Source organism: Pseudomonas sp. NA-150 (assembly GCF_044336365.1).
In the GTDB taxonomy this organism is placed as follows: domain Bacteria; phylum Pseudomonadota; class Gammaproteobacteria; order Pseudomonadales; family Pseudomonadaceae; genus Aquipseudomonas.
Genome location: NZ_CP172305.1, coordinates 1,354,570 through 1,371,782 on the forward strand (window position 1 = coordinate 1,354,570; position 17,213 = coordinate 1,371,782).

General features: G+C 59.2%; 19 protein-coding genes and 1 pseudogene. 9 read left to right on the plus strand and 11 right to left on the minus strand.

Annotation, left to right across the window (positions count from 1 at the left end; translation table 11 throughout):
* Positions 1-70: 70 nt before the first annotated feature.
* A complete protein-coding gene (gene dkgB / locus ACF0H7_RS06485; RefSeq protein ID WP_397451962.1) occupies positions 71-874 on the minus strand; it encodes a 2,5-didehydrogluconate reductase DkgB in 804 nt (267 codons plus the stop codon).
* A gap of 165 nt (positions 875-1,039) precedes the next feature.
* Entirely contained in the window at positions 1,040-1,585 is a 546-nt protein-coding gene (locus ACF0H7_RS06490) for a PaaI family thioesterase (protein WP_397451963.1), read from the minus strand.
* Positions 1,586-1,794: 209 nt separating this feature from the next.
* On the opposite strand from ACF0H7_RS06490, the gene ACF0H7_RS06495 reads away from it, so the two are divergent.
* Entirely contained in the window at positions 1,795-2,205 is a 411-nt protein-coding gene (locus ACF0H7_RS06495; protein WP_397451964.1) for a YciI family protein, read from the plus strand.
* Positions 2,206-2,372: 167 nt separating this feature from the next.
* Here ACF0H7_RS06495 and ACF0H7_RS06500 read toward each other — a convergent pair whose 3' ends face one another.
* The 4 genes from ACF0H7_RS06500 to ACF0H7_RS06515 form a co-directional block, all read right to left on the minus strand.
* Positions 2,373-2,912: a DUF1003 domain-containing protein gene (locus ACF0H7_RS06500; protein ID WP_397451965.1), complete on the minus strand. Its 540-nt coding sequence runs from the start codon at positions 2,910-2,912 to the stop codon at positions 2,373-2,375.
* 113 nt (positions 2,913-3,025) lie between these two features.
* Positions 3,026-3,223 (minus strand): hypothetical protein, encoded by a 198-nt coding sequence (locus ACF0H7_RS06505; RefSeq protein ID WP_397451966.1) that lies wholly within the window; start codon positions 3,221-3,223, stop codon positions 3,026-3,028.
* Between the two features lie 123 nt (positions 3,224-3,346).
* Entirely contained in the window at positions 3,347-3,841 is a 495-nt protein-coding gene (locus ACF0H7_RS06510) for a GreA/GreB family elongation factor (RefSeq protein ID WP_397451967.1), read from the minus strand.
* Positions 3,842-3,847: 6 nt separating this feature from the next.
* Positions 3,848-4,225, minus strand: a complete 378-nt coding sequence (locus tag ACF0H7_RS06515; RefSeq protein WP_397451968.1) for a hypothetical protein — start codon at positions 4,223-4,225, stop codon at positions 3,848-3,850.
* Between the two features lie 118 nt (positions 4,226-4,343).
* On the opposite strand from ACF0H7_RS06515, the gene earP reads away from it, so the two are divergent.
* Together earP and ACF0H7_RS06525 are read left to right on the plus strand one after the other, a co-directional pair.
* Entirely contained in the window at positions 4,344-5,477 is a 1,134-nt protein-coding gene (gene earP, locus ACF0H7_RS06520) for an elongation factor P maturation arginine rhamnosyltransferase EarP (protein WP_397451969.1), read from the plus strand.
* Positions 5,478-5,524: 47 nt separating this feature from the next.
* Positions 5,525-6,094, plus strand: a complete 570-nt coding sequence (locus ACF0H7_RS06525; protein ID WP_397451970.1) for an elongation factor P — start codon at positions 5,525-5,527, stop codon at positions 6,092-6,094.
* Between the two features lie 68 nt (positions 6,095-6,162).
* On the opposite strand, the gene ACF0H7_RS06530 is transcribed toward ACF0H7_RS06525, so the two are convergent.
* Together ACF0H7_RS06530 and ACF0H7_RS06535 are read right to left on the minus strand one after the other, a co-directional pair.
* Entirely contained in the window at positions 6,163-7,182 is a 1,020-nt protein-coding gene (locus ACF0H7_RS06530) for an alpha/beta hydrolase (RefSeq protein WP_397451971.1), read from the minus strand.
* 537 nt (positions 7,183-7,719) lie between these two features.
* Entirely contained in the window at positions 7,720-8,190 is a 471-nt protein-coding gene (locus ACF0H7_RS06535; protein WP_397451972.1) for a MarR family winged helix-turn-helix transcriptional regulator, read from the minus strand.
* 204 nt (positions 8,191-8,394) lie between these two features.
* Here ACF0H7_RS06535 and ACF0H7_RS06540 point away from each other — a divergent pair, with 204 nt between their 5' ends.
* Positions 8,395-9,141 (plus strand): sulfite exporter TauE/SafE family protein, encoded by a 747-nt coding sequence (locus ACF0H7_RS06540; protein ID WP_397451973.1) that lies wholly within the window; start codon positions 8,395-8,397, stop codon positions 9,139-9,141.
* Here ACF0H7_RS06540 and ACF0H7_RS06545 read toward each other — a convergent pair.
* Positions 9,131-10,012 (minus strand): LysR substrate-binding domain-containing protein, encoded by an 882-nt coding sequence (locus ACF0H7_RS06545; protein ID WP_397451974.1) that lies wholly within the window; start codon positions 10,010-10,012, stop codon positions 9,131-9,133. The two genes, ACF0H7_RS06540 and ACF0H7_RS06545, sit on opposite strands and share 11 nt — an antisense overlap.
* Before the next feature lie 71 nt (positions 10,013-10,083).
* Between ACF0H7_RS06545 and ACF0H7_RS06550 the strand changes: the two genes are divergently transcribed.
* The 3 genes from ACF0H7_RS06550 to ACF0H7_RS06560 all read left to right on the plus strand — a co-directional run bounded on the left by ACF0H7_RS06550 (position 10,084) and on the right by ACF0H7_RS06560 (position 11,930).
* Positions 10,084-10,302, plus strand: a complete 219-nt coding sequence (locus ACF0H7_RS06550; protein ID WP_397451975.1) for a DUF1127 domain-containing protein — start codon at positions 10,084-10,086, stop codon at positions 10,300-10,302.
* A gap of 109 nt (positions 10,303-10,411) precedes the next feature.
* Positions 10,412-10,630, plus strand: a complete 219-nt coding sequence (locus tag ACF0H7_RS06555) for a DUF1127 domain-containing protein (protein WP_397451976.1) — start codon at positions 10,412-10,414, stop codon at positions 10,628-10,630.
* Positions 10,631-10,679: 49 nt separating this feature from the next.
* Positions 10,680-11,930, plus strand: coding sequence for a winged helix-turn-helix domain-containing protein (locus ACF0H7_RS06560; protein ID WP_397451977.1), 1,251 nt, complete (start codon positions 10,680-10,682; stop codon positions 11,928-11,930).
* Positions 11,931-11,960: 30 nt separating this feature from the next.
* Here the strand turns inward: ACF0H7_RS06560 and ACF0H7_RS06565 are convergent, their stop codons facing one another.
* The gene (locus ACF0H7_RS06565) at positions 11,961-13,307 is read right to left on the minus strand and encodes a class II 3-deoxy-7-phosphoheptulonate synthase (protein WP_397451978.1); all 1,347 of its coding nucleotides are present in this window, start codon (positions 13,305-13,307) and stop codon (positions 11,961-11,963) included.
* A gap of 127 nt (positions 13,308-13,434) precedes the next feature.
* On the opposite strand from ACF0H7_RS06565, the gene ACF0H7_RS06570 reads away from it, so the two are divergent.
* Positions 13,435-14,196: a spermidine synthase gene (locus ACF0H7_RS06570; RefSeq protein ID WP_397451979.1), complete on the plus strand. Its 762-nt coding sequence runs from the start codon at positions 13,435-13,437 to the stop codon at positions 14,194-14,196.
* A 93-nt stretch (positions 14,197-14,289) separates the two neighbouring features.
* Here ACF0H7_RS06570 and ACF0H7_RS06575 read toward each other — a convergent pair whose 3' ends face one another.
* Complete coding sequence (locus ACF0H7_RS06575; protein ID WP_397451980.1) at positions 14,290-15,081, minus strand: crotonase/enoyl-CoA hydratase family protein; 792 nt, start codon at positions 15,079-15,081, stop codon at positions 14,290-14,292.
* A gap of 385 nt (positions 15,082-15,466) precedes the next feature.
* Here ACF0H7_RS06575 and ACF0H7_RS06580 point away from each other — a divergent pair.
* Positions 15,467-17,183: pseudogene (locus tag ACF0H7_RS06580) on the plus strand (DEAD/DEAH box helicase).
* Positions 17,184-17,213 lie beyond the last annotated feature (30 nt).

A 17,213-nucleotide genomic window follows, 5' to 3' on the forward strand; every position in this document is an offset into this window, starting at 1 on the left:
TGCGATAGCGGTGTGTCATGTAAACCGCATCGCAGCCTTCGGCAGCTACAAGGTACGCGTCAGGCGCCGATCAATCCCACTGCGGCGCCAAACCCGGTGGGCTGGTCAAGCGCTGCCCACGATCCAGAGCAGCAATCTGCGCCATGTCGTCATCGCTTAAACGCAGGTCGCGGGCCTTGAGGTTGCTCTGCAGGTTGGCGCGTTGGGTCGACGATGGAATCACCGCATAACCCCATTGCATCGCCCAAGCCAAAACCACTTGAGCCGGCGTCGCGTCATGGCGCTGGGCGATTTTCTCGATCACCGGGTCTTTCAACACTTCGCCATACGCCAAGGTCATGTAGGACGTCACGTGAATCCCGTGCATCCGCGCGAAACCGGCTACGGTACGGTTTTGCAGGTACGGGTGCAGTTCAATCTGGTTGGTCGCGATATTGACCGCACCTACCGCCGAGATCGCTTCTTTCATCAGGGCGACGGTGAAGTTGGACACGCCGATCTGCCGCGTCAGCCCCAGCTTTTTCGCTTCCAGCAGCGCCGACATAAACTCGGCGACTGGCACCTGGCCTTCAGGCGACGGCCAGTGGATCAGGGTCAGGTCAACGTAGCGGGTTTGCAGTTTCGCCAGGCTTTCCTTGAGGCTTGGAATCAGCCGCTCGCTGTCGAGGTTTTCGATCCAGATCTTGGTGGTGATAAACAACTGGTCGCGAGGGACGCCACTGGCGGCGATGGCGCTACCGACTTCGGCTTCATTGCCGTAGATCTGCGCGGTATCGATTGCGCGATAGCCGAGGTCGAGGCCGTTGCTTACCGAGTCGATGACGATCTGGTCTTGCAGGCGAAAGGTACCAAGGCCGAGTTCAGGAATAGTCATGGGATGCTCTCTGGTTGAAGGGCGGAATCTAAAAGGCTTGAGCGGAGTATCCCCACTCAAGCCTTCTGGAAAAACCGCCGAACCGGAAAGGGATATTTGCTCCCAAAGCACGAATCGGACGTTGACTCTTTCTGCTTGGTCTTCTACCGCTTTCAGCTGACGGCTTCAGACTTTCTGGGTCAGATCGAAAATCATGCAGGTGGTACTGCCGATGGCGTACAGGCGGTCATCGACATCGTACAAACGTCCTTCGGCCAGGGCGGTGGAACGGCCGACGTGGATCACTTTACCTTCAGCCCGCACGGGGCCGGTGGTATCGGTCAACGCGCGGATGTAGCTGATGCGCAAATCCAAGGTGGTGTAGCCCAGGCCCTTTTTCAGTTGGGTGTGGATTGCACAACCCATGCACGAGTCGAGCAGCGTCGCGGCATAACCGCCATGCACGATGCCCAACGGGTTGTAGTGGCGAGCATCGGGGGTGCCCTGGAACACGAAACGCCCCGGCGACCACTCCAGTGGAATGAAATCCATCAAGGCGCCGATGGGCGGGCAGGGCAGCTCGCCGTTGCTGATCCGCTCGAAAAAATCGTTGGGCATCATGCTGCTGACGTCGGCCAGCGGGGTGGTGCCTGGGTCGCCCAGCCGCGCGCGGGCGGCGTGTTCCTCGGCAATCCAGCGGGCGAGTTTTTCTTCGTTAGAAGCGGTCGGCATAGCGTAGAACTCCGTGTTGGGCGTCAGGGTTAGGTCGACTGATCTGGCCTGAAACATCATTAAACTATTTTATTATGGTCGCAATATAAACTTTTCTCAGCCGATAAAATAAACGTTCGCGCCTGTCGAATTGGCGCTACCGGGTTCGACTATTTGCTGAAACCCTCGGCTATGGTTGAGGGAGAAACCACTGGAAAAGGACGACAACCATGCGCTTTATGATGCTGATGATTCCCAAGGGCTACGAAACGGCGACCCCTGGCACACTGCCCGAAGCCGATGCCGTCGCGGCGATGATGCGTTACAACGAACAGCTGCAAGCCGCCGGCGTACTGCTGACCCTGGATGGGCTGCATCCACCGTCAATGGGTGCCCGGGTGACTTTTTCCGGCGGCCAGCCACGGGTCATCGACGCACCGTTTACCGAAGCCAACGAAGCGCTGGGGGGGTATTGGATGATCAAGGTCAACTCGCGGGAGGAGGCCATCGAATGGGCCAAGCGCTGCCCGGCCGGCGATAACGAAATCATCGAGGTTCGGCAGGTGCAGGAATTCGAAGACTTCCCGGCGGATGTGCAGGAAGCGGCGGCGGGGTTTAGTGAGATGCAGAACTCCAACTGATTGGGGTCCTTTGTAGGAGCGGGCTTGCCCGCGATCCGCGGTCTAACAGGCACACCGCAATCGCGAGCAAGCCCGCCCCTACACGGTTTAGCGATAGGCCCCAAATAATTGCGACCGCGTTGCGGTCGATCGCAGCCTTCGGCAGCTCCTACAGGGAATGTGTGGAGTCAGGGCTTACTGACAAAATGATCATGCATTTCCACGGTCAGGCCCTCGATCCGTTCAGTCAGGGCCTTGGTCAGTTCGGTCAGGCGGGTGTTCTGTTCCAGTAACTCCAGCATCATCGCCGAGTTCTGCGCGGCGTCGGCCAAGCGTTGGTCATTGGCCACCGCCAGGGCTTCACGGTGTTGCGCATCGGCGTCGGCGTTGGCCTTGTCGCGCGCAGCCTGGCGGGTCTGGGCCAGCAGGATCAGCGGCGCGGCATACGCTGATTGCAGGCTGAACGCGAGGTTGAGCAGGATGAACGGGTAGACGTCGAAATGCGTCAGCCCCGCGATGTTGGCCCCGACCCACAACAGCACGATCAGTGTTTGTGCGCCGAGAAAGGTCGGCGTGCCGAAAAACCGCGCAAAGGCTTCGGCCTTGAGCGCAAAGGTATCGCTGCCAAAGGTCGAGGACAGGTGCGCGTGATCTTTGTGGAAGCGCAGGTGATGGTCGTGAGGTTTGGCCGGTACCACGGGATCGGAGTCGGGCGTAACGGAGGTCATGACAATTTCCTGATCAAATGAAGACGGACGGGCATCACCGCCCACTATAGGCGCCCGTCGTCAACCTCGATATGCCCGCCAGACGTTACGCCTGAATACGGGCTGAACATCACTCAATCAGGATGCAAAGGCTTCGACGCCTGCATGATGTGCGCGTAGTCGTACACGTATTGCCGACCGGCATGGCTGGTCATGCGCAGTTCTTCGATCAACAGGCGCTCTTTTTTGCTCAGGTACAGCAATCCGGGATGCTGACTGGACTTGAGGCGATCACGTTCATGGGCGTCAGGAAAAGTGATGACGTTCGACATGAAAAATCTCCTTTTTTATGAGTCCATGTTCCTGGAAAATCCGTCCAGGCCATTGTTATTGTAGCGACCACCCAACGATACCCAGAAAAAGTTGAGGGGATCAACCCTGCAAACGGATAGGTCTCAGAGGACATTAATTACCGAAAACGTCTGGCTCGCGGCATTGATGGTGATTTCGATCTCATCGCCTTCTGCCTTGCCCAATAAATTTTTCCCCAACGGTGCGCGAGTTGTGATCACGGTCACTAAAAGGTCGTCCTCCTGGATTTTCAGACCGGCTGCATCAGGGCCAAGAAACAGTTGTTGCTGGCTGCCGTTTTCGGCTTCGAGGCTGATCAGGTCGCCGATCTGAATCCCGCGCTGTTCATCGAAGGGTTTCAGACTGAGGTTCTGGAACTGCACCAGTGACTGACGAATCTCTTCGACACGTCGGGCCTGTCCGGTCGCCAGATAAGACGCTTCCAGACCCAAGGTGTCGTACTTGTTTTCGGCGATGTTTTCTTCGTGGGTCGCGGTTTCGTAGGCGCTTTGTGCGGCGCGCTGCAAAAGGTCCAGATCGACCTTGAGCCGGGCGATGATCAGGTCCAGGACCACGGATTTATTCGGAAGCGCAGGCATCAATTTTCAACCACAGAACTGGTTAACGTTGGCGCGGGTTTTTTCGCTCGGGGCAGTCTGATCCTGCTGCATCCAGAACTGGCATTTCGGACCGCTCATGCGTTTGTCCCGTTCGGCCTGGGCCGTTTCATGGTTTTGCTGTGCCTGGGTGTCCATCAGGTTTTGTTTGTACTTCTCGAACATGCTGGAAGTGTCTGACTCGGCGTCGGTATTTTCCGCACGGGATTTGTGGCTGGTCATACTGCCGATGGCCGCGCTCACGGCATTGACCTTGCCTATCACCAAGGTGTTGTAGGCGAAGATACCGGTGGCCGCGGTGGCAACCAGTCCGAGCCAGACGCCCAGGGCAATGCAGACAATCAATTTCACGGGATGAGTGGACATTTCGGCTTCCTGGTGTAGTCGGTGGATGACGCTGATTGTCGCATGACAGACGGTCTAAGCTGGAGCTTGCCGGCCGTTATGACCGACAATCAAGCGCTTTAGGGTTCGGACATCTGGCATGAAAGCCACCTGGGATATTTTTTGCACGGTTGTGGATAACTACGGCGACATCGGCGTGACCTGGCGTTTGGCCCGGCAATTGGCGGCCGAGTACCCGTTCAGCGTGCGCTTGTGGGTGGATGATCTACAGCCGTTCGCCCGTCTGTGCCCCGCTGCCGATCCGCAGGCCGAGCAACAGTGGCAGGACGGCGTCAGCGTGTGTCATTGGCGCAAGGACTGGCAGACTGTCGAACCTGCGGATGTGGTGATTGAGGCGTTCGCCTGTCGTCTGCCAGCTGCGTATATCGAAGCCATGCCCAAGCGTACGCGGGCGCCCTTGTGGCTGAACCTGGAATACCTCAGCGCCGAGGACTGGGTCTCGGGTTGCCACGCTTTGCCGTCGCCGCAGCCCAACGGTGTGCGAAAAATCTTCTTCTTCCCCGGATTTCGCCCGACGACCGGTGGCCTGTTGCGCGAAGCGGGCTTGATCGATCAGCGTCAGGCGTTCCAGCAGGACATCGCTGCCCAACATCAGTTTCTCCAGGGTTTGGGTGTGGTTGCGGCCGAGGGCGCGCGGCTGATTTCACTGTTCGCCTATGAAAATGCCGGGCTGGCCAGTTGGCTGGATACGCTGGCCGCCGACAGTCAACACACTCACCTGTTGGTGCCGGAAGGGAGGATTCTCGGCGACCTGCAGCGTTGGCTCGGGGTCGACGCGTTACAGGCCGGTACCCTGCATGTGCGCGGTGCGTTGACCGTTCAGGTGTTGCCATTCGTCCGACAGGAGCAATACGACCGCCTGTTGTGGTGCTGCGATTTCAACGCCGTGCGTGGCGAAGACTCGTTCGTTCGCGCGCAATGGGCCGGTCGGCCGCTGCTGTGGCACATCTACGAACAGGACGACGATGCGCACTGGATCAAGCTCGATGCCTTTCTCGACCTCTACCTAAAAGGCCTCTCGCCCGCGGCTGAACAGGCCATGCGCGATGTTTGGCGGGGGTGGAATGCGGGTCAGGACATGGGCCAATGCTGGTTGGCGTTGCAGAAACAGTGGCTGGAAGTCAGCCAACACGCCGAGCGCTGGTGTCTGGAACAAGCCTCGCAACCCGATCTCGCGGCAGCGCTGGCCTTGTTTTACCGAAATTGGCTATGATACGCGGCCTAGATTTTTGTAAATCCATCCAAATTCGGATATTCGTAATGAAAACTGGTAAAGAACTGAAACCCGGTACCGTGATCAAGCTCGAGAATGACCCTTGGCTGGTTCAGAAAGCTGAATTCACCAAGTCTGGTCGTAACAGCGCAATCATGAAGACCAAGTTGAAGAACCTGTTGACCGGTTACAAGACTGAAATCGTCTACAGCGCCGACGACAAACTGGAAGACGTGATCCTCGACCGTAAAGAAGCCACCCTGTCTTTCATCAGCGGTGACACTTACACGTTCATGGACACCACTGACTACACCATGTACGAGCTGAACGCCGAAGACATCGAAGCCGTTCTGCCATTCGTGGAAGAAGGCATGACCGACGTCTGCGAAGCGATCTTCTTCGAAGACCGTCTGGTTTCCGTAGAACTGCCGACCACTATCGTGCGTCAGGTTGACTACACCGAAGGTTCCGCTCGTGGCGACACGTCGGGCAAAGTCATGAAGCCAGCCAAGCTGAAAAACGGCACTGAGCTGAGCGTTGCTGACTTCGTCGAAATTGGCGACATGATCGAAATCGATACCCGTGAAGGCGGTTCGTACAAAGGCCGCGCTAAATAAGCGCAACCTTGTACCGCTGAAACGCAAAAGCCCGCATCGCTGCGGGCTTTTTTTGCCTGTGGGTTTGGTTACTTCAAGTGCACCTTCAGTTCTTCAGACGCTTGCAGCAGGGCCGAGCGCACTTCGGGAACCTGGCTGACCACGTTCAGCAGACCGTAGTCGTGGATCATGCCGTTGTAACGCACTGCGGTCACATCAACTCCCGCCTGGTCCAGTTTGCGGGCGTAGGCTTCACCTTCGTCGCGCAAGACATCGGAGCCGGCGGTCTGCACCAGTGCAGGTGGCAGGCCTTTGAGTTGTTCGGTGGTGGCGCGCAGCGGCGAGGCGTAGATCTCGTTACGCTGGTTGGCGTCGGTGGTGTAGTTATCCCAGAACCACTTCATCATGTTGCGGGTCAGGAAATGCCCTTCAGCAAACTGGTTGTATGAACCGGTATCGAAGTTGGCATCCGTTACTGGCCACAACAGCACTTGGTACTTGATCGCCGGGGTGCCTTTGTCTTTGGCCATCAGCGCCACGACCGCTGCCATGTTGCCGCCGACGCTGTTGCCCGCTACTGCCAGGCGTTTGCCGTCAACGTTGATTTCCTTGCCGTGTTCAGCCACCCATTTGGTCGCGGCGTAGGCCTGGTTGATCGCGATCGGGTAGTGCGCTTCTGGCGACGGGGTGTAATTGACGAACACCGCCACTGCCCCCGAACCGGCTACCAGGTCACGCACCAGACGTTCGTGGGTCGGGAAGTCGCCCAGCACCCAGCCGCCGCCGTGGAAGTACATGAACACTGGCAACGTCCCTTTGACCCCGGCCGGACGCACGATGGTCAGGCTGATGGACTGGCCGTCGACCGTGATGGTCTTCTGGCTGACGTCGGCTTTAGGCAACGTCAACTTCACCCCGGCTTGCGCACCGGTCAGCACTGCGCGGGCATCTTTGACCGACAACTGCTCGATAGGCTTGCCGGTGCCTGAGTTGAGTGCGTCGAGGAATGCCTGAGTGTGGTGCTCCACATCCGAACCGCCAGCGGCAAATGCATTGCCGATGGACAGGGCGAGAAGGGTACCGGTCAACACTTTGCTGAAAGTTTTCATGAGGGAACCTCGGGGTGTTTAAGTGGGTTTCTATTGCGCTAAATGTTTGCGCGCTAACTAAGTGCCAGATAAATGTATCGCGCATGTATTTTGTGCGCAAGATAAATTTTGAAGAAAATTCTGATGAGCTGATTTTTGCAACGGTTTTATTTTTTAAGATTCTGATTGTTATAGGTATTTTTAGATTTTACCGCTGGTCGCTGATGAGGTAGTGGGGTGTCACGGGTCGTGTGGTTGGAGGAAAAATCTGTGGATAACCTCAACGCTGTAGGAGTTGCCGAAGGCTGCGATAAGGCTGGAACAGCCTTCGCGATATAGATTGATCGCAGCCTTCGGCAGCTCCTACAGAGGATTTGTGCCTGACACAGGCCCTGTGTGAGCCAACATGCTGAAGGCGTGGATTAGATGGTTTTATCATCCGGGTCGCTGGTGCGCCGGTTATAGAGTTCCAGTTCGTAGAGCGCCAACGTGGTGCTCAGGCGCTCATCGAACCACAATCGCCGGCGCGAATTGGACGTCCGCCGCTGCTAATAAGGCTTACAAGTTGCCGTGCAGATTCCCACGCAGCTCGAGCAATTCGGCCTGCATCGCCTTCAACTCGGTGATGGTTTTGCCGGATGCGCCAAGGATGCACGCGGGGATGTCGTTGGCTTTGTCGCGTAACGCGCGGCCTTGCTCGGTCAGGTGCAGCAGCACCACGCGCTCGTCTTCCTTGCTACGGGTACGGCTGAGCAGGCCTTCGGTTTCCAGGCGCTTGAGCAGCGGGGTCAGCGAACCTGGATCGGTCAGCAGGCGGGTGCTGACATCGCCTACCGTCACCCCGTCCTTTTCCCACAGCACCATCATCGCCAGGTACTGCGGGTAGGTCAGGCCCAGTGCTTGCAGCAGGGGTTTGTAGACCTTGGTCATGGCCAGCGAAGTGGAATACAAGGCGAAGCACAGCTGACTGTCGAGCAGTAGGTGTTTGTGGTTGCTCGTAGTGGCGGGGGTGTTGTCGACTGTGCTCATAGTGCGTCCTCGGTGTCGGTATTACGCTCTAATTTAGTGCTGTGATCTTTAATGCACCAGATAAATTCTTCAACGATATCCCGGTGCCGTTCACAAAGCGTGAATCCTGTGTTCAGCAAATGTGCGAAGTTGCAGACGCAGGTCGCATTTCCCGGCAGGGCCGGACTGCGTAGCATGCGCCCATGAGTTGATTGGGGTGGTGGTGTGATCGAGATTGTAATGTTTGTGGGGTTGGGCGCCGCGATGGGCACCCTCGGTGGGTTGTTCGGGATTGGCGGCGGGTTAGTGGCGATTCCGACGCTGGGCGTGCTGTTTGGTCTGGACCAGCAGTTGGCCCAAGGCACGGCATTGCTGATGGTGTTGCCGAATGTATTGCTGGCGTTGTGGCGCTACAACCAGCGTAACCGGATTTCGCTGCGCAATGCCTTGATGTTGATCATCCCCAGTTTCTGTCTGGCGTGGCTGACGTCCTTGTGGGCGGTGCGTCTGGATGCGCACAACATGCGCCTGGGGTTCGTGGTGTTCCTGGTGATCCTGACCCTGTTCAACCTGATCCAGATGTACTGGCGCAAGGGCGATTTCAGCCCCGAGCTGCGTCATCCGCAATGGCTGTGGTTGCTGGGGGTGGGGTCGGGCGTTACCGGAGGGCTGTTCGGTGTCGGTGGCGGGGTGATCGCGACGCCGATTTTGACCGGCATCTTCGGTGCCTCGCAGGTGGCGGCGCAGGGCCTGGCACTGGCGTTGGCGACCCCGAGCACCGCCATCACCCTGGTCACCTACGCGGTGCATGGCCACGTTGACTGGCAGTTGGGGATTCCCCTGGCCATCGGCGGTCTGGCCAGCATCAGTTGGGGCGTGAGGCTGGCGCATTCGTTACCGGAACGGCTGTTGCGCAGCCTGTTCTGTGGCTTCCTGGTGATCTGCGCGGTAGTCCTCGCCCTTAAAGTTTGAAGCCCTCGGTGATGTACTCCGCCATGCATTCGGTGATCGGCGACGGATTGTTCGGATTGCGCAGCAGGACAATGCTGGCGGACGGCAACAGCGGCAGGCCTTCCGCGGCTCCGATGATGCGCAAGTCCGAGGTCAGCAGGCTTTCCAGTTGCGCGGTGATTGCCAGACCGGCGCTGACCACCGCGTGGATCGCCGCCAAACTGCCGCTGGTGTACGCGACCCGGTATTCGCGCTCATTGGCGTCCAGCGCGTTGCAGGCCCAGACCCGGCAGAAGCAATCCGTGTTGAACATCGCCAGCGGCAGCGGCGTTTGTTCGTGGGGGCAGAAGCCGGCGGCCTCCATCCAGACGAAACGTTCCTGACGCAGAATCTGCCCGATTTCGGTGCCCGGCTCGCGGGTGACGATGCTCAAGTCCAAGTCCTGCCGTTGCAGCAGCTGCTTGGATGGCTCGCAATGCACTTCCACCTGGATCAGCGGATAGGCCTGGGCAAAGCGCTGCAGGATGCCCGGCAAAAAGCGCATCACGTAATCGTCCGGGGAACCGATCTTCACCGTGCCGACCATGTGCGGTTCGCGCAAGGTGTTGAACACTTCGCCATGCAGCTTGAGGATGCGCCGGGCATAACCGAGCAGCACTTGGCCCTCGGCCGTGAGGCTGACGCTGCGCCCGTCTTTCTGAAACAGCGGGCGCTGCACCACGTCGTCTTCCAGGCGCTTCATCTGCATGCTGACCGCCGACTGAGTGCGGTTGACCACCTCGCCGGCACGGGTAAAGCCACCCTCATCGGCAATCGCGACGAAGGTCCGTAACAGCTCGCTATCGATGCTGGGGTAACTGGCCAATTCATCAATCTCCCAGATGCACTGCATAAGAAACATTCGTTGGATTGATCATAGCCCCGGCGCGACACTGAAGCCATCCCCACTTGGAGGGCAAGCAGATGAAAGGTCAAAAAGGTTATGTCGTGATTCACAAAGGCTCGTCGAGCCATTGGTGGTCGGCGCTGGCGCAACGGGTCGACCGTTGGTACACGCTGCATCTGGAGCGTGATGCGTTGGCGAAATTGAGTGATGAGGCGCTGAAGGACATCGGCATGAGTCGCGCGGATATCCAGCAGGAAACCGAGCGTCCGTTCTGGAGCGATCCGATGCGCCGCTGACAGCATCGGCCCTGTTATCAATCTTCCAGATGCCGGACATCATTCGCATTTGTTGGAGCGAAACCGGGGCTGGCGCGACACTAGGGCCATCCCCACTGGAGGCAAACAAATGAAAACTCAAACTGGCTTTAACGTTGAACACACTGGCTCGTCGACCCACTGGTTGTCGGCCATCGGCGAGCGAATTGCCACCTGGTACGCCGTGCATCAGGCACGTCAGGCATTGGCCAAGATGAGCGATGACACGCTGAAAGACATCGGCATGAGTCGCGCTGACATTCAGCAGGAAGCCGAGCTGCCATTCTGGAAAAGCTCAGTTACCCACTGACAACTGTGTAGTCGATCAGGTAGCGTTGCGGGCAGATCAGGAGACCTGAATGTCCGCAGAAATATCGCTTAAACAAGCACGGCGTTTGGCGCTGGCCGCCCAGGGGTTCAATGGGCGCCAGACGCCTGTGTCGATCAAGGCGACGCATGTCGCACAGATGATCGAACGCCTGGGCGTGCTGCAAATCGACTCGGTCAACGCGTTGGTGCGTTCACACTATCTGCCGCTGTATTCCCGTCTGGGCAACTATGCCCAACCTCTGCTGGATCAAGCCGCCTGGAGCCAGGGCAAACAGCGCAAGCTGTTCGAATACTGGGGCCACGAGGCGTCTCTCTTACCCCTGAGTCTTTACCCGTTGATGCGTTGGCGCATGCGTCAGGCGTCGCAGGGCGTGGGTATTTATCAGCAGATGGCCACGTTCGGCCGCGAACAACAGGCAACCATTGCCCGGGTCTTGCAGTCGGTTCGTGAGCAAGGTGCGCTGGGCGCGGGCAGCCTGACCACGCGCCAGGAACGCGCCGGTCCCTGGTGGGACTGGAGTGCGGAAAAACATGCGCTGGAATGGCTGTTTGCGGCCGGTGAAGTCACTGTGGCCGGGCGGCGCGGGTTCGAGCGATTGTACGATTTGCCTGAGCGGGTGCTGCCCTCGGCCATTCTTGATCACCCTGAATTGAGCGAGGCGCAAGCCCAGCGCAGTTTGCTGTTGCATGCGGCGACGGCGCTGGGTGTCGGCACCGACAAAGACCTGCGTGACTACTTCCGCCTGACCCCGACGGAGAGTCGCGAGGGGCTGGCGCAATTGGTCGAAGACGGCGCCTTGCAGGTGGTGCAAGTCCAGGGCTGGCGGCAACCGGCGTATTGCCTGCCAGAGGTGAAACTGCCGCGAAAAGTCTCGGCGTCGGCCTTGCTGTCGCCGTTCGATTCATTGATCTGGGAACGCAGCCGCACCGAGCGGTTGTTCGACTTCCGCTACCGGCTGGAAATCTATACCCCACAGGATAAACGGGTATACGGCTATTACGTGCTGCCCTTTTTGCACAACGAACGGATTGCCGCGCGGGTAGATCTGCGGGCTGAACGTGCGCTTGGACGATTGGCGGTGCATGCGGTGCACGAGGAAGAGCCGGGGCTGGATGAAGAGGGTATGCAGGCGCTGGCGCGTAATCTGCGGCAGATGGCCGATTGGCTGGGGTTGGCTGAAGTGCAGATCAATTGTCAGCGGGTGAGTGCGGCGCGGTTGCGGGTGGCATTTGCGGCCGCCATCGCGGGCAAGCCCGCTCCTACAGTCGGTCCCTTGTAGGAGCGGGCTTGCCCGCGATCATCCGTTTAATCAGCGCCTCACTTGCTTCAATGTTTCAGCAATCAAAAACGCCAACTCCAGCGACTGATCGGCATTCATCCGTGGATCACAATGGGTGTGGTAACGGTCCGACAAGCCATCTTCAGTAATCGGACGCGCGCCGCCGATGCATTCGGTGACGTTCTGCCCGGTCATTTCGATGTGGATGCCGCCGGCGTAGGTGCCTTCCGCCTGGTGCACCTGGAAGAACTGCTTCACCTCATTGAGGATCTGCGCGAAGTCGCGGGTCTTGTAACCGCTGCTGGCCTTGATCGTGTTGCCGTGCATCGGGTCGGAGCTCCACAACACTTTGCGGCCTTCACGTTCAACCGTGCGGATCAGTTGTGGCAGGTGATCGCCGACCTTGTTCGCGCCCATGCGCGCAATCAGGTTCAGGCGGCCTGGATCGTTGTCCGGGTTGAGGATGTCGATCAGGCGGATCAGGTCTTCCGGGTCCATGCTTGGGCCGACTTTGACCCCGATCGGGTTATTCACCCCGCGCAGGAACTCGACGTGGGCACCGTCCAGTTGCCGCGTGCGATCGCCGATCCACAGCATATGCGCCGAGCAATCGTAGTAATCGTTGGTCAGGCTGTCGCGACGGACGAAGGCTTCTTCATAATTCAGCAGCAGAGCTTCGTGGGCGGTGAAGAAACTGGTCTCGCGCAGTTGTGGCGAGGTGTCCATGCCGCAGGCGCGCATGAAGGCCAGGGTTTCGTCGATGCGGCCGGCCAGTTGGCTGTACTTCTCGGACAACGCTGAGTTGGCGATGAAATCCAGGTTCCACTGATGCACTTGATGCAGGTCGGCAAAGCCGCCCTGAGCGAAAGCACGCAGCAGGTTCAGGGTTGCGGTGGACTGGTGATACGCCTGCAGCAAGCGATCCGGATCGGGCACGCGGCTTTTTTCATCGAAACCGATGCCGTTGACGATGTCGCCACGGTAGGCCGGGAACGTCACGCCGCCGATGGTTTCATCGTTGGCCGAACGCGGCTTGGCAAATTGACCGGCCATGCGCCCGACCTTGACCACCGGGCAGCCAGCGGCAAAGGTCATGACAATCGCCATTTGCAGCAGCACTTTGAACGTGTCGCGAATCTTCGCCGCCGAGAACTCGACGAAGCTTTCCGCGCAATCACCGCCTTGCAGCAGGAACGCACGGCCCTGGGTCACCTCGGAAAACTGTCGACGCAACTCACGGGCTTCCCCGGCGAACACCAGCGGCGGGTAACTCGCCAGGCTTTGCTCGACCTGCAACAGGTGCGCGGCGTCCGGGTAGTGAGGTTGCTGCTGAATCGGCAGTGCCCGCCAGCTGTCGGGGCTCCAGGGTTGGTTCATGTTGAAATCCAGGTCAATGCAGTCGGACGCCCATGTTAACAGGCGCGGCGGGCTTGCCTGCAAATGGTCGCACGGAGGACAATCCGCGTTTTCCCGATCGCCACCCGGCGGTCTGTCAGGAGTGGCAATGACTGAGGAGCGCGAGCGCGTAGAAACGATCCTGGCCGAAGTGCACGACGACTTCGGCATGATCCGCGTGCTGGAAGTGGAGGACTATCGCTTCCTCGAATTTGGCGACGCCATCGAGCAGAGCTGCACCTTCACCGCCGACCCTGCCTGGCTGGAGTACGACTATACCCGTGCCATGCTGATCGGCGCGTTGTGCCATGCCGAACCGGAAAGTGCGTTATTCCTCGGGTTGGGTGCGGGAACCCTGACGCAGGCGTGTCTGAAGTTTCTGCCGCTGGAAGATGTCGAAGCCATCGAACTGCGCCCGGATGTACCGCGCCTGGCCATCGAATTCCTCGGGCTGGACGATGATCCACGGCTGTATATCCGTATTGGTGACGCCCTGGAGTTGCTCAATACCGCCGAGCCGGCCGACCTGATCTTCGTCGATCTGTACACCGACGTCGGTCCGGGTGTTGGTCATCTTGCGTGGCGTTTCCTGGAGGATTGTCAGAAGCGTCTGAATCCAGGCGGCTGGCTGGTGATCAACCAATGGGCCAGCGATGACGGCAAGCCACTGGGCGCAGCATTGTTCCGCGGGCTCTACCATCGCCACTATTGGGAGTTGCCGGTAAAAGAAGGCAACGTGATCCTGATCGTGCCGTCCGACCTGGACCAGACCCTCGATTTGCCGGGACTGACCGCTCGCGCCGAAGCCCTTGCGCCGCGTTTGGGCTACTCGTTGCAGGCGCTAATCAACACCCTCCGCCCCGCGACTTGATCGGTATGGGCAATCCCCATGTAGGAGCGGGCTTGCCCGCGATGACGGTGTGTCTGACACCCCGCGCCGCATTGATCGCAGGCAAGCCAGCTCCTACAGGCCTTTGAAGTTGCCCGGCCGCCGCTCCAACATCGCCCGAACGCCCTCCTGAGCATCCTCCGTCGCCAACGCCTTGCGCGCCAATTCGGGAAGGTTTTTCGCCGCCGCACTCTCGCCCTCAAGCAACGCCTGCCGGGCCGAGGCCAGCGTGGTGTAAACCCCCAGCGGCGCCTGCTCGGCAATCCGCGCGGCCAGTTGTACGGCGCGCGGCAACAGATCCTCGCTGGCCATCACCTCCTGCACCAGGCCCATGCGATACGCCTCATGGGCGTCGAACTCATCGCCGGTCAGCAACCAGCGCATGGCGTTGCCCCAGCCCGCGCGTTGATGCAGGCGCAGGGTGGCACCACCAAAGGCGAAAATTCCGCGCTGGACCTCCATTTGCGCAAAGCGGGTGTTGCTGGCGCACAGGTTGATGTCCGAAGCGAGCATCAATTCGATGCCGATGGTCAGGCAGTAACCCTGGGCCGCGACGATCACCGGCTTGCTCACGCGCGGTCCGGCGAATACCCCCCAGGGATCGTAACCGCCTTCCGGCAAGGCCCAGCCGGCGGCCAGCACCGGCCCGGACGACAACAGGTCCAGCCCGGCGGTGAAATGCTCACCATGGGCGAACACCACCGCCACCCGAGCCGACGCGTTGCGTTCGAATTCGCCGTAGGCGAGGCTCAGTTCATTGAGCAGATCGACATCGAAGGCGTTGCGCTTGGCGACGCGGTCCAGCCCGATCAACAGGACATGGCCCCGTTGTTCGCGGCTGACTCGACCGTTGGTAGATGAAGGCATAGGCAAAATCCTTGCGCGCGGGAGGAGGGCGGACGAGCATTGGACCGGCAAACCAGTGAACCTTTTAAGCAGTCGCACCGAGCAACCACAGGCCTTTGCAAAATAGACACTGGACACAATTTGCGCAAAGCCTGTGACAGATAGACGCTCGGTGGATTCTTTTCTGAAAATAGCCCTGCCTTTTTCGCGTAATTCCGGTATAGTGCGCGCCGGCCTTAACAGGGCCCTCGTACAGGTATCGCAATTCCCGAAGCCAGCTTCGGCTGCTTGTTCGCTATGCGGACTATCCTTTACGATCCATTCATTCAAACGTTTTCGCAAATCCCCGCCGACAAAGCAGCCAGGGCGACTCTAGGGTCTTACACGGCACGCGCAGCTTTGGAACATGGGTCTTTGCGGATGCACTTAGAGGCAGACCCATGACCCAGGAAACCGGCGGCTTCGCCGCTTTTGAACTTCACCCGAATATCCTTGCAGCTGTCATTGCGACCGGCTACGAAGAGCCTTCGGCTATCCAGTATCAGTCGATCCCGATCATCATGGCCGGTCACGACATGATTGGTCAGGCGCAAACCGGTACGGGTAAAACCGCTGCGTTCGCCTTGCCGATCCTGCATCGTATCGACCCAGCCAAACGCGAACCACAAGCGCTGATCCTCGCGCCGACTCGTGAATTGGCGCTGCAGGTTGCGACCGCTTTCGAAACCTACGCCAAGCAAATGCCAGGCGTAACGGTTGTGGCTGTCTACGGCGGTGCGCCGATGGGCCCACAGCTGAAAGCCATCCGTAACGGCGCGCAGATCGTTGTCGCTACCCCGGGCCGTCTGTGCGACCACCTGCGTCGTGATGAGAAAGTCCTGGCGACCGTGAACCACCTGGTTCTCGACGAAGCCGACGAAATGCTCAAGCTGGGCTTCATGGACGACCTGGAAGTCATCTTCAAGGCCATGCCGGAAAGCCGCCAGACCGTATTGTTCTCGGCCACCTTGCCGTCTTCGATCCGTGCCATCGCTGAACGCCATCTGCGCGATCCGAAGCACGTCAAGATCCAGACCAAGACCCAGACCGTTACCGCGATCGAACAGGCTCACCTGCTGGTTCACGCTGACCAGAAGACCTCGGCTGTTCTGAGCCTGCTGGAAGTGGAAGACTTCGACGCACTGATCATGTTCGTGCGTACCAAGCAAGCGACCCTGGACCTGGCCAGTGCCCTGGAAGCCAAAGGCTACAAAGCCGCTGCGCTGAACGGTGACATTGCCCAGAACCAACGTGAACGCGTCATCGACTCGCTCAAGGATGGCCGTCTGGACATCGTGGTCGCGACCGACGTTGCTGCCCGTGGTCTCGACGTACCGCGTATCACCCACGTATTCAACGTGGACATGCCTTACGATCCAGAGTCCTACGTTCACCGTATCGGCCGTACCGGCCGTGCTGGTCGCGAAGGTCGTGCACTGCTGCTGGTGACTCCTCGTGAGCGCCGCATGCTGCAAGTGATCGAGCGTGTAACCGGTCAGAAAGTTGCTGAAGTTCGCCTGCCGGACGCTCAAGCCGTTCTCGATGCTCGCATCAAGAAATTGACCAACAGCCTGACCCCGCTGGTCGCTGACGCTGAATCGACTCACGGTGATCTGCTGGATCGCCTGATTGCCGATATCGGTTGCAGCCCGCGTGCCCTGGCCGCTGCTCTGCTGCGCAAGGCTACCAACGGTCAAGCGTTGACCCTGGCTGCCATCGAACGTGACCGCCCACTGGTTCCGACCAGCGCGCCACGTGAGCGTAGCGATCGTTCGTCTTCGGGTGATCGTCCAGAGCGCAGCGGTGCTGATCGCGAGCGTCGCGCTCCGGTTCCACTGGCTGAAGGTCGTGCTCGTTGCCGTACCGCGCTGGGCGCGCGTGACGGTATCGCCGCCAAGAACCTGCTGGGTGCAATCCTCAACGAAGGCGGCCTGGCCCGCGAAGCCATCGGTCGCATCCAGGTGCGTGACAGCTTCAGCCTGGTTGAACTGCCGGAAGATGGCCTTGAGCGTCTGCTGACGAAACTCAAGGACACCCGCGTTGCAGGCAAGCAGTTGAAGCTGCGTCGCTATCGCGAAGACTGATCTGCTCTTGAGCTGATCGTCTGAACGAAA

Bases quoted from the DNA above. Each gene is read 5' to 3' on its own strand.
- dkgB (WP_397451962.1), bottom strand. From the start codon at position 874: ATGACTATTCCTGAACTCGGCCTTGGTACCTTTCGCCTGCAAGACCAG.
- ACF0H7_RS06490 (WP_397451963.1), bottom strand. From the start codon at position 1,585: ATGCCGACCGCTTCTAACGAAGAAAAACTCGCCCGCTGGATTGCCGAG.
- ACF0H7_RS06495 (WP_397451964.1), top strand. From the start codon at position 1,795: ATGCGCTTTATGATGCTGATGATTCCCAAGGGCTACGAAACGGCGACC.
- ACF0H7_RS06500 (WP_397451965.1), bottom strand. From the start codon at position 2,912: ATGACCTCCGTTACGCCCGACTCCGATCCCGTGGTACCGGCCAAACCT.
- ACF0H7_RS06505 (WP_397451966.1), bottom strand. From the start codon at position 3,223: ATGTCGAACGTCATCACTTTTCCTGACGCCCATGAACGTGATCGCCTC.
- ACF0H7_RS06510 (WP_397451967.1), bottom strand. From the start codon at position 3,841: ATGCCTGCGCTTCCGAATAAATCCGTGGTCCTGGACCTGATCATCGCC.
- ACF0H7_RS06515 (WP_397451968.1), bottom strand. From the start codon at position 4,225: ATGTCCACTCATCCCGTGAAATTGATTGTCTGCATTGCCCTGGGCGTC.
- earP (WP_397451969.1), top strand. From the start codon at position 4,344: ATGAAAGCCACCTGGGATATTTTTTGCACGGTTGTGGATAACTACGGC.
- ACF0H7_RS06525 (WP_397451970.1), top strand. From the start codon at position 5,525: ATGAAAACTGGTAAAGAACTGAAACCCGGTACCGTGATCAAGCTCGAG.
- ACF0H7_RS06530 (WP_397451971.1), bottom strand. From the start codon at position 7,182: ATGAAAACTTTCAGCAAAGTGTTGACCGGTACCCTTCTCGCCCTGTCC.
- ACF0H7_RS06535 (WP_397451972.1), bottom strand. From the start codon at position 8,190: ATGAGCACAGTCGACAACACCCCCGCCACTACGAGCAACCACAAACAC.
- ACF0H7_RS06545 (WP_397451974.1), bottom strand. From the start codon at position 10,012: ATGCAGTGCATCTGGGAGATTGATGAATTGGCCAGTTACCCCAGCATC.
- ACF0H7_RS06550 (WP_397451975.1), top strand. From the start codon at position 10,084: ATGAAAGGTCAAAAAGGTTATGTCGTGATTCACAAAGGCTCGTCGAGC.
- ACF0H7_RS06555 (WP_397451976.1), top strand. From the start codon at position 10,412: ATGAAAACTCAAACTGGCTTTAACGTTGAACACACTGGCTCGTCGACC.
- ACF0H7_RS06560 (WP_397451977.1), top strand. From the start codon at position 10,680: ATGTCCGCAGAAATATCGCTTAAACAAGCACGGCGTTTGGCGCTGGCC.
- ACF0H7_RS06565 (WP_397451978.1), bottom strand. From the start codon at position 13,307: ATGAACCAACCCTGGAGCCCCGACAGCTGGCGGGCACTGCCGATTCAG.
- ACF0H7_RS06570 (WP_397451979.1), top strand. From the start codon at position 13,435: ATGACTGAGGAGCGCGAGCGCGTAGAAACGATCCTGGCCGAAGTGCAC.
- ACF0H7_RS06575 (WP_397451980.1), bottom strand. From the start codon at position 15,081: ATGCCTTCATCTACCAACGGTCGAGTCAGCCGCGAACAACGGGGCCAT.